The 10233-nt window shown below is 68.7% G+C and carries 9 protein-coding genes; 2 read left to right on the forward strand and 7 right to left on the reverse strand.

All coding sequences use genetic code 11. The features are described from left to right. Positions 1-9 precede the first annotated feature (9 nt). On the forward strand, positions 10-1119 hold the full coding sequence (locus tag ACFVV1_RS39820; protein WP_390000286.1) for a hypothetical protein: 1110 nt from the start codon (positions 10-12) through the stop codon (positions 1117-1119). A 33-nt stretch (positions 1120-1152) separates the two neighbouring features. On the opposite strand, the gene tpg is transcribed toward ACFVV1_RS39820, so the two are convergent. The 5 genes from tpg to ACFVV1_RS39845 all read right to left on the reverse strand — a co-directional run bounded on the left by tpg (position 1153) and on the right by ACFVV1_RS39845 (position 4865). Next, entirely contained in the window at positions 1153-1773 is a 621-nt protein-coding gene (gene tpg / locus ACFVV1_RS39825; protein WP_390000289.1) for a telomere-protecting terminal protein Tpg, read from the reverse strand. Between the two features lie 240 nt (positions 1774-2013). Further along, positions 2014-2256 carry a hypothetical protein gene (locus ACFVV1_RS39830; protein ID WP_390000292.1) on the reverse strand — a complete coding sequence of 81 codons (243 nt, stop codon included), beginning with the start codon at positions 2254-2256 and terminating at the stop codon, positions 2014-2016. A gap of 38 nt (positions 2257-2294) precedes the next feature. Then, complete coding sequence (locus ACFVV1_RS39835) at positions 2295-2426, reverse strand: hypothetical protein (RefSeq protein WP_390000294.1); 132 nt, start codon at positions 2424-2426, stop codon at positions 2295-2297. Continuing rightward, positions 2423-3319, reverse strand: coding sequence for a hypothetical protein (locus tag ACFVV1_RS39840; RefSeq protein ID WP_390000297.1), 897 nt, complete (start codon positions 3317-3319; stop codon positions 2423-2425). The genes ACFVV1_RS39835 and ACFVV1_RS39840 overlap by 4 nt, the downstream gene beginning before the upstream one ends. A 544-nt stretch (positions 3320-3863) precedes the next feature. Next, complete coding sequence (locus ACFVV1_RS39845) at positions 3864-4865, reverse strand: helix-turn-helix domain-containing protein (RefSeq protein WP_390000300.1); 1002 nt, start codon at positions 4863-4865, stop codon at positions 3864-3866. Positions 4866-5186: 321 nt separating this feature from the next. Between ACFVV1_RS39845 and ACFVV1_RS39850 the strand changes: the two genes are divergently transcribed. Then, positions 5187-6221 (forward strand): hypothetical protein, encoded by a 1035-nt coding sequence (locus ACFVV1_RS39850; RefSeq protein WP_390000303.1) that lies wholly within the window; start codon positions 5187-5189, stop codon positions 6219-6221. Between the two features lie 211 nt (positions 6222-6432). Here the strand turns inward: ACFVV1_RS39850 and ACFVV1_RS39855 are convergent, their stop codons facing one another. Both ACFVV1_RS39855 and ACFVV1_RS39860 read right to left on the reverse strand, forming a co-directional pair. Continuing rightward, the gene (locus ACFVV1_RS39855) at positions 6433-9144 is read right to left on the reverse strand and encodes a Helicase associated domain protein (protein WP_390000305.1); all 2712 of its coding nucleotides are present in this window, start codon (positions 9142-9144) and stop codon (positions 6433-6435) included. 43 nt (positions 9145-9187) lie between these two features. Continuing rightward, positions 9188-9796 carry a hypothetical protein gene (locus ACFVV1_RS39860; RefSeq protein ID WP_390000308.1) on the reverse strand — a complete coding sequence of 203 codons (609 nt, stop codon included), beginning with the start codon at positions 9794-9796 and terminating at the stop codon, positions 9188-9190. Between the last annotated feature and the right edge of the window lie 437 nt (positions 9797-10233).

Here is a 10233-nt window from a genome sequence, read left to right on the forward strand (position 1 = left end):
CACACCGCCATGGCCCTCGCCGCGCCTCCGCCCATCGCTGTGGTCCTCGACCCGGGCGACGACGCGATCCACACCCACACCGCCCTGGCCGCCCACCACCCGCCGTCCGGCCGGATCACCCTGCACCCCGGCCCTGGCAGCACCAGCGAAACCGGCCTCGCCCACGACCTACTCGCAGCCCTGGGCAAACCACCCCTGCTCCCGGGCCGTTTCCCTGCCGGGCGTCAGCCCGCCTGGGAAGCCGCTGCCGCCTGGATGACCGCCCTGCCCGTGACCCGGCTGACCGTCCTGCGCGCCCACCGCCTCACCGCCGGCCGCGCGATGCGCCTGCTGCAGCTACATGCCCTCACCGGTGTCCACCTGACCCTGGTCTGCCACCGCCCTCACCTTCCAGCCGCTCTGCACCAGGCCCTGCGGACGGCCGACTACTCCGTCACCGCCGACTTCGAGGCTGCCCGCCACCACTACTACGGCGGGACCGCCATTGAGCACCTACCTGCAGACGAGCTCGCCCGGCCAGTCGGCCGGTGGCTCACCCTGCCCGCACTGGATCGCCTCGTCTCCTACGACAGCCCCCGCCTTTGCGACACTCCGTGCACGCCGCCCCCGATCGTCTTCCGACACCGCCCACCGCCCGTGCCTCTCACCGCGCGCATTGCCCAGCAAGTCGCTCACCGGCTGCACGCGGCGACCGCGCATCCCCGCCTGGCCGCAGCTATCGCCGCCGCCCTGTTCACCGGTGCCTCCCTCCAGCAGCTCGCCACCGCCCGCCCCCGCGACTACGACGACACCGCGGCCACGCTTGTCCTGCACGACCGCACCCGCTACACCGACGGCTGCGCCGCCTACCCTGTACCGCCCTGGGCGGGCATCTTCCTGCGGGCCGCGGCCTGCTTCACCCGGCTCGTCTCCGGCGAGGACCAAGAGCTGCTCGCCGCGCCAGGCGACCGTGCGCACCTGCTGCGCGTGGCGGAGACGGCCAGATTGCGCCCGCCCCAGCCGCCCGTAGCCCGCCGCAAAGGCCCGGTCGGCCGTGTGGAGTGGGACTGGCGCGAGCGGCAGGAAGCTGAGAGGTACGAAGCGACGCCGGCCGGGCACGCCAGGCCCTCGCGACGCTGAACCCTCTGACAGAGTCGCTCGAGAGGGGCAGGCTCATCCGATCGAGAAGTCGGCGAACTCGATGTCGCTGAAGGAGATGTGTAGACCGTGGGCGCGGCGGCCCCATTCGCGAAAGTAGGTGTGCCCCAGGGCGCGGGCCAGGATTACCGTCTGCTGCTGCTCGCCCGCGCCGGCATCCCGAGCGGCGAACAGCTCCCGGGCGACCTCTCCTGGCAGGTCCTGGGTGATCCACCGCACCCGCGGATCGTCCGAGGACCCTGCTGGCGCGGCGAAGCCGAATCGCGCCCGGGTATGGAAGACGAAGCCTTCCGCCTCGGCCTGGGCACGCAGGCGTGCCCGCACTCGGGGCTGCCACCGAGCCAGGACCGCTTCCTCGATCGCCCGGACCTGCAGCGGACCCGGCGGGCGGCGGACTCCCGGCTTCTTCGTCGCCCACCGTTGCACGGTGCGCTGCGACACCCCCAGTACGGCGGCTACCCTCCGGGTGGAACCCTGATGCGCCATAAGCAGAAACCGCAGGCGGGCCCCAGTACTTGAGGGAACGGGACGGGTGCGCAACGCACGCTCCAGCCCCTGCTCGATCTGTCCCACGTCCACCTCTCCCACCGGCCAACCCGACAAGGCCTGCTCCCCGCAGCGACAGTTCTCCCACACCGCTTGGCGCTGCCCGCCAGTTCCAACATCTTCGGGACAGGATTGGCAGACGTCGGCTACGAGAGAGCTGGAACCGACGACTAGCAGCAGCCGCGCGTGTGCGTCGTTGCCGCGCCGGGCTCCCGCGTGGGTTCCGACCCGGCCTTTTTTGGTGCCGCAGCGCCGCTGACGGCCCCGGCCCCGGTGCTGAAACCGGGGTCGCCAGCGGCGGTGTACGACGGGATCAGTGAGTGCGCCGGCTCAGCGCTGCTGGATCCACCAGATGATCCACCCGGTCCCGCTCGCGCCCACGGCGCCGGCGGAGCCGCGGAGGACGCCGTAGCCCGCCGTACGGGCGAGGGTGCGCAGGCGCCGTGGGCGGCCGCCGTCCAGCAGTTGCCGCAGCCGGGTCCGGATCCCGGACCGGATGGGGCGCAGCTTGCCGTTGCCCTGGCGATGCCGGGTCGACGTCGGCGGGTCGGTGCCTTTAGCCTCGTTGAGCATGCTGATGGTGCCTCCTTGGGGAGTGACTGTCGGTTTCTTCACTGGGCGGCTCCCTGCTGGAACAGGGGGCCGTCGCCCGTTTCGGGGCGGCGGCCTGCGCCGCGCCCGCCCCAGGTGTGCCGGGCCGGGAGTCGTGGGGCCGAGGGCCGTAGCGCCCCGGCGGTGCTCATTGCGGAATCGTGGCCCCCGAGAGCGCGGGGATACGGGCGCCGATCCGCAGCGCGGTGCGGGCGACGCCCTCAGGAGTCCAGGCGGCCTCTGCCGCCTCGCGCTCCGTCTTGTTGACGTTCAGGTCGAACGGCGCGGCGAGAGCCCAGCGGACATGCGTGCTCTGCCCGAGGACGGAGAAGCCGTCCAACTGCTGCTCGGAGAGGAACTCGTACAGCAGGCGCCTCTTCTTCAGTTCCTCGATGCCGCGCCCGACCGTTGACGGGGAGACCCCGTACCAGAGCGCGTACTCCCTGGCCTTGTGCAGGACGAAGGACGGGCTGCGCTGGCTCATGAGGATGAGCAGCATCGCCTTCGCCGGCATCGAGAGCGACCGGTAGTAGCGCTGCTCCCAGTAAGCGAACGGCACCTTGAAGTAGGTGCTCTTGCGGGAGCCCTCCTTGTCGCCCGACGGCAGCGTGTACGGGTCGCCGGAGCCGTCCTCGAGCAACTTGGTGATCTTCGTCATCCGGCCGTACGGCTCGGTGTTGATCAGCTTCAGTTCCTTGAGCTTGTGCAGGTGCCGGGAGACCGCGGCGCTCGCCGTTCCATTGGTGGCGAAGGAGATCCCCGCGGCGCGGCCCCAGGTCTCGGACCGGTGAGCGACGCCCCAGTCGGCGCGCGCGGTGACGCAGTGGATCAGGAGGAAAAGGTCCAGCCGCTCGTCACTGCGCAGCATCTTGGCGAACGGGCCGGGCCGCGTGACCAGGCGGAGGCCGGGATCGGCATCCTGGACGAAGGCACGCCTGATGAGGACGGCACGGCCGGTGCGCTTGGACTGCTCCAGCAGCATCCGTATCGTGTCGTCCTGGCTCACGGCCATGTCCCGCTTCAGCACGGTCAGTTCGGTGTTCACGGAGTCCATGTTCACCGATCGGTCGTACGAAGCGGGTGCCGAATTCCGGTGCGGCCGCTTGGCCGCCTCCCGTTCAGACCGGGCTATCGGAAAACATGTGATACCAGATGACCCCAATAGGAAACCATTGGTGCCCGAAGTCGCAGGCAGGCGCTTACTTGGCACCTGGAACCTTTAACGCTTCAGATGGTGATCTTTGATGTTCTGGAGCCGAACTCTTGGATAGTTCACGCCGTGACTGCGCACATGGGAGAACACGGCGGCGAGTCCGGTTCGATCCGGATTTGCTCGGGCCTCCTTTCGCCGTACGCGTGGCCGCCGGGGTGGGAGACGGCGCCTCAAGCGGCTTGACGCCCAGCTGCTCCCGCTGCTCGGGGAGGATCTGCGCCCGTGTGCCCGGCCTCTGCTGCCACCGCCACTTGCCCACGTCGTCGCCCTCGAAGACGACGCCCGGCGCGATGTAGGGCAGAACGCCGTCGGCGTCGACCAGGTCGGCGAGCACCCGGTAGTGGCGCTCCCTGCCTCGAGGGACAGCCCAGGGCCGTCAGGACAGCAACCCTTTTCTGTTCAGTGTGTTGCTCAACTGTCTGTACAGGTCCAGGAACCTCTGCCTCGCCGTCGACAAGTCTTCAAGCGCCTTGTAGTAGCGGGCGGGGTCTGTGCCCTTCAATTCGGCTGGTACTTCCGTGTACTTGTAGCCGCTCACCTCGCCAGGCGGGAAGGTCCCGATGAACTCAGCGTGGAGATCACCCAGCGCTTCTACCAGGGCTTGGTGCTCTTCAGCCGCCTCGGCGTCGATGAAGTCCACGACGTCGCCGGTGAGCGTGTCGTACGCGTCGTAGGCGGCGTCCGCCAGCCAGGTGGGCACCCGATGCAGCGGGGCTCCTTCGGCCAGTACCTTGATCCATCGGGCATCGGGAGGAATCGCGTCGAAGACGCGGCCGCTCTTCGCACGGTCCGCAGTGCGCGAGGCTGCTGGTTTAGCAGGTGCACCGGTCACCGCCCACCCTGTGGCGAGCAGCGCCTGAATCTGGGCCCGGGGGAGCCATGTGGTGCGGTCTCCTCGCCGCATCGGTACGGCGACCGAATCGGGTGGTGCGCCCTTGGTCGGGCCCGGCACTACGAGAGGCTGGGAAGTGGGCGGCTGGGCTGGGATGTCGATGACCAGTACGCCCTTTTCTTCACCGCAGTCGATCCAGTTGACGCTCAGACCTCGCACCGTGGGTATCAGTTTTCCGTCGATCAGCTTGCGGTGCCGGTCGAGGTCGACGAGCTTCCGTGGCACGGGCTTGAGCTCGGAAACGATCTCGACATCGTGGGGCTGCTCGGTCTTGAAGCCGACTACCAGCAGTCCCCCGGTGGAAGTGTTGGCGAAGCCGGCCACGTCCTTGAGGAGTTCCTGTTCGTGCTCCGGATTGCCCAGGTGGTAGATCCCGCTCTTGACGTCCAGCCAGCTCGACTCCTCCAGCCCCAGCAGAACATCGAACCTGGACTCCTTCAGGGCCCGGCGTACCTCATCAATGTTTGTCACCGGCAAAGCATCCACCCGCGCCGGCGTCCCCAGGCCCTGTTCACGATCAAGGCCACTTGCTCAGATTTGGTCTTCAGGTAGGAAGCAGGGCGCGGTCTCCGCGGAGCGCCCCTCGATCCACCTGGCGATCATGTTCAAGTTCACCAGGCACTCCGGTGCCGCCTGCTCGGCTGTGGTGGTGCCCTCACCCGGGAGACCGTTCCCCCAGTGCCGGCGCGCGCGAACCGTCGGCTCTCCGCACTCAGAGCTCCACTGGTCGCACTGGAGCGTGCACGGGCCGGAGTGTCAGAGCCCACCCGTACCCTGTCGCCCAAGCACCGGCGACAGGAGGGCGACGTGCCCCGCAGCGGGATCAATAGACGTGAGCTGGATAAGTGGGCGAACAATGTTGCCAAGGAGACCAAGAAGAGCCTGGAACGCGCTCAACGACGGAACCCTTCTCGTGTGTCCGCACAGCTCGATGCCACCGTCAGCGCGGTTTCCGGCAGTGAGGTGACCGAAAGCAGCGGATATCTGGCCCGGCTGCTGCTCTTGCTGGACACCCGGACCGGGCGTGGCGCCAGCATGGAACAGATTGAGCAAGAATTCCAGGAGAACCTGGCCCCCCTCGCTCTTCAACTGGAACAACGAGGCATGGTGAGGGCCTTGCGGGCCGGGTCCGGCCTCTACGCCATCCATCTCAGCGATGAGGGCCTGGTCGAGGTGCACCGGCTGAAGGAGCTACAGAAGAACCGTGCTGCCCGCTTGCGGCACACCATGGATGTCTTCCTCCGGTGGCTGTTCGACACGGCAGGCGGCCACACGCCCATTGACCCGGAGCTGTTCCTTGCCACACCTTGGTCGTTCTTCGCCGGGGCCGTGATCACCGGATCCGAGCTGCATGAAGCGCTCGCCTACCTGTCTGAGCACCAGCTGATTAAGTACATCGACACCGAACCCGCCACCGTCGCGATCACACCTCAGGGCGTCAGCTGTGCCCTGTCAGGAGGAAGCGTGCAGGACCACACCAACCAGCAGCGCCCCGGCACCACCTACAACAACTTCCTGCCGAACGCGCAGGGCGTCATCATCGGCGAGCAGCAGAACGTCACCCAGAACAACACCGCTGGCATCGACCCGAGCGCGTTCGTCCAGCTGGCCGGTTACGTCGGCCAGATCAGCACTACCCTGAACATGCCCGAGACGGACCGCGTGGAACTGGAGCGCGTCGCCCGAGAGCTCCACGACGAAGCGTCGTCGGCGAACCCCGAGCCTGGCCGGATCCGGCAGTTCGCGACTCAGGTCAAGTCCATGCTGGTGGAAGCCGGAGCGACGGCCGCCGCTCAGGTCGGCATCCAGATGGCTGAGCAGGCCCTGAGCACGCTCGTGTAGTCATGTGCCACATGACGGGAGCCCTGGAAGATCAGCCATGATGCGCCGCCCTACCCGGACCGCGCGGCGGCTGGCAGCGCCTCGTGAAACACCGCCCTGAAACACGGGGGTGCAACAGAGTCCGCGTTTCACCCCTGACCTGCGAAGACTGGCCGCAACGGACCCCGGACCTCCAAGAGGCCCGGGGCCCGGTCACGGCGCAGGAAGGCGGTCAGGGGCTGTCCGGGGCGGTCTGGGGGATGATCACCGGCCTTGCCCATTCCATGCCCAGCTCCGTGAGCGCGGCGAGCTGGTCGGCGGTGAGTTTGTCGCGTCTCGACTTGGTGTTGGAGATCCATACGCCCAGCTTCACGACCACCGGCTCGGTCTCGCCGTCGACCGCGATTTCCTCGCTGTGTCCCCTCGGTACGGGCCGGTCCGCGCCTTCCCGCTCCACCCATTGTGTGAGGGCCGCCAGGCCCCGCTGGAACGCCGCCTGCGCCTTGCTCGGGCCCTTCGTCGTACGAGCAGCTGCCGGGGCGGGAGTCGGGGCCTCAGCGGGCTGTATGCCCAGCTTCGACAGCCGTTCCTGCTGCCCGGGCGATAGCTGCGCCCAAGTGCCTGGGTTCTTCTGCCGCTCCAGCCACCGTCCGATGTCGTCGCCCTCGAACAGCACCCCGGGTGCGATGTCGGGCAGGCTGCCGTCGGCGTCGACCAGGTCCGCGAGGACGCGGTAGTGCCGCTGCCAGTCCAGCGGCCACGGGCAGTTCCAGTCCTCGTCGACCGCGGCCAGCTGCTGCGCACGCACGGCGGCCCGCTCCGCGCCCTTCCCCAGGCCGCCCTTCCGGCGCAGGTTCGCCGTGTGCTGCCCGATGGGCACCATGGCCTCGCCTTCGCCCCACACCGCGTCCTGTCGCGGCGCGAGGTGCCCGGTCGCCCGCCGGTAGGACCGGAGTGCGGCGAGCTTGTTCTCCCACGCCTCCTCACCCGGTTCCCAGACCATCCCGGCCTCCGGCGCGTCCAGCAGGGTCTTGCGCCGCTCCTCCAGCTCCCCGGTCCGCAGCGCCTTCCGCTGCTGATGCACCCATCGGCCAAGCGGGAAGTCCCTGGTGACGCCGACCTCGACCTCGACGTCATACGGGACGGCGTACAGGCCGGTGATCTCGTTCTCCCTGCGCCACCGGAGCAGGGCCTGGTAGCCCTCCAGCCACATCAGGGACTCCGGCTGGTAGACCCGGGTGCGCAGGAAGGCCGCGATGGTCGCGGCGTCGCGCGGGCTGGAGAAGTGGAGCAGGGCCGCTTCGGCGGCGGCCTGCGCGTCGTCCTGCTCCTGGTCCTCGCCGTCGCCCTCCCCGCCGGCCCCGACGATCTGCCCGTCCTCGTCGCGCCGGACGTGGACCTTGCGCTTGCCGCTGGTGAGCGCGCGGGAGGCGAGCTGCTCGACCAGGCGCTCATCATGCGAGCGCAGGCCCTGCAATACGGCCACGAGCGGCTTGAAGCTCGCGGAGGCGACCATGTCGGTCGGGTCCTCGCCGGGCTCCAGGAACACCGGCACGATGATCCTGGCCACCTTGGTGGAGCAGTCCTTGTTGAGCCGGAGTGCCCGGCCGATGTTCTGGACGATCTCCACCTGGGAGCCGCGGGTGTCGGCGAAGCAGATCGAGTCGACTCCCCGTTCGCCGGTGATGTCCACGCCTTCCCCGAGGACGCGAACGCTGGCGAGGAAGGCGCGGTGCACCCGGCGTCCGGCCGCGTTGATGCCGTTGGCGAACTGGCGCAGGACCTCTCGCCGCTCGGACACGAGGTGGTCGCCGCACAGCCAGGCCGACCAGACGCGGTCCGGGGGTACGTGGCGGCCGGCCTCCAGCTCGTAGAACTCCGCGTCGATTGAGGACTTCGGCAGCTTGTCAGCGGCAGCCAGGTCGGCGTCGGAGGCGTCGTTGACGTACAGCTCCGCGGCCGTCTCGGGGAGCTTCTCCGCGAACGCGGCGGCCTCCTCCACCTTCTGGTGGAACGTCATGACCGTACGCAGGTTGTACGCCGCCGCGTGCTCCAGCAGGGCGGTCTGCAGGAGCGCCAGGCGCCGGCCCCGCCGCGCCTCCTCCGACTCCCCGAGAACGGGCGAGGGGTCGCGGATCTCCAGCACGTCGATCTCGAAACCGGCAAGGATGCCCCGCTCGATCGCCTCCGAGAGCCCGAGCTCAGCCCCAGGCAGCCAGGCACCGAACGTGCCGTCCGGGTCGTCGGCCATGGACGCGAGTTCCAGCTCCTGGCCATCCGCGCCTTTCTGCGGCCGGGGTGAGGCCAGGATGCGGGGTGTGGCAGTGAGGTAGAGCCGGAAGTTGGCGGGGATGCGAGCGTTGTCGTGGATCGCTGCCCATGGCCGTCCAAGATCACCGGCGGTTCCGTGGGCCTCATCCACGATCGCGAGGTCGAACGGGGCCATCTGCTGCCCGTAGAGCCGCTCTCCGCCCGCAAGAGCGGTTTCCAGCGGCCCTCGAACCTTCCGCTGGCCCATCGGTGCGCCGATGTCCTCGCGGTCCACGAGCGAGGCGTACGTGGCGAACACGACGACCGGCCCGGAACCGGCCCACAGGGCGAGCTGGATCGGGTTGGTGGTGGTGCGCACCTCGAGCGAGTTGAGCACTGGGTCGTTCTCCAGCGAGCACACCGCGACCATCGGGGCCCGGTGGCCCACCAGCCGCCACGCCTGGGCGGTCTGCGCGAGCAGGTCCAGGGTCGGCACGGTCACGAGGATCCGGCCGTCCGCGAACGACTCCAGCGCGCACGCGGCGGCCGTGATCGTCTTGCCCGAGCCGGTCGCTGACACGATCGTGCCCCGAGCCCCCTGCGAGGGCACAGATGATCTTGCAGGGAATCCCACCCACTTACGGAAACTCGCTTTTTGGGCTACCTGGTGTTCCCGAAGCTGAATACCCAGCATTCCAACGCTCCTTCTCTTCCTTCTTTTCCACTCGCTTCGGAAATCACTGGGACGGGGTGAAGGGCGGGACGGACACCGTGCCGTCCTCGGCCACGATGATCCGCTCGGCAAGCTGGGCCAGGACCTGAGAGGGGCGCAACCCCGTCCGGCCGGCCACCACCCGGATCAGCCGACTGGGCGCGACGGACAGCCAGACCTCCGCTCGCAGTTCATCCGCTTCCTCCTCCTGCCGTTCCCCGAAGGCGGCCTGCGCCGCAAGAGCACCAGCAAACCGTTCCTCACGCTCGCGAGCGCACACTGAGCCTTGCACGTCCTGGTCCGGCTCGTACACGCTCCAACCGGCCGCAGTCATCAAGTCCCTGACGCGCCGCCACTCAGCGTGTTTGGCCAGCCAGATGGCAGCCATCCGCTCCCGGTCCATCTCGAACTCGTAGAAGGACCCGTTTCCCCTCAACTGCTCCGCGGTTTTCCGCTCACGGACAGCGGCCGCCGCGACCTTTTCCGCAACGGCGGCGATATCCAGGCCATTCGCCTGACGTCGGACCTGATCCCGCGCCACGTCCTGAGCACTCCACATGCGTTTTACCTTTTCCGGAAGCACGGGCACCTGGGCCCGCATCAGGTGGCTAGAGGTGTCCTGCGTTTCCGCCAACAGTACATGCGTATCAAACCTGATGCACCCGCTACACTGAAACCCGAAACGAACGAACGACCCCCTCCCCTCGTAGCCAGCCAAGCCCGCGTAGCGGGCTTCAGGTCCTGGAGGCGCAGCCGGAAGGGCCCGGGGTGGGGGAGCGCAGCGGACACACCCTCAGACGGGTTGCGAAGCACCGTCAACTCCCTTACAGGAAGCGAAATTACCTGCACCTGACACCCCACCAGGCCGGGCCCCCGCGCAGCGGGGCCCACCGGCCCGCAACGCGGGCCGGCCCCTGAACTCCAGGAGCGAAGCGGAGGGAGTTGGCCCGGCCCGCCGGGCCTCAACCTCAGGGCGCAGCCCTGAGGTTCGCAACCCGCGGAGCGGGTTGCGTAACTGCCCCGCGCAGCGGGGCAGTTCGCTTGCACATCGCGCAGCGATGTGGTACCCGC

The organism is Streptomyces sp. NPDC058092 (assembly GCF_042884935.1).
Taxonomy (GTDB): Bacteria; Actinomycetota; Actinomycetes; order Streptomycetales; family Streptomycetaceae; genus Streptomyces.

Bases quoted from the DNA above. Each gene is read 5' to 3' on its own strand.
- ACFVV1_RS39855 (WP_390000305.1), bottom strand. From the start codon at position 9,144: ATGCTGGGTATTCAGCTTCGGGAACACCAGGTAGCCCAAAAAGCGAGT.
- ACFVV1_RS39820 (WP_390000286.1), top strand. From the start codon at position 10: ATGGCCCTCGCCGCGCCTCCGCCCATCGCTGTGGTCCTCGACCCGGGC.
- ACFVV1_RS39830 (WP_390000292.1), bottom strand. From the start codon at position 2,256: ATGCTCAACGAGGCTAAAGGCACCGACCCGCCGACGTCGACCCGGCAT.
- ACFVV1_RS39835 (WP_390000294.1), bottom strand. From the start codon at position 2,426: ATGAGCACCGCCGGGGCGCTACGGCCCTCGGCCCCACGACTCCCGGCC.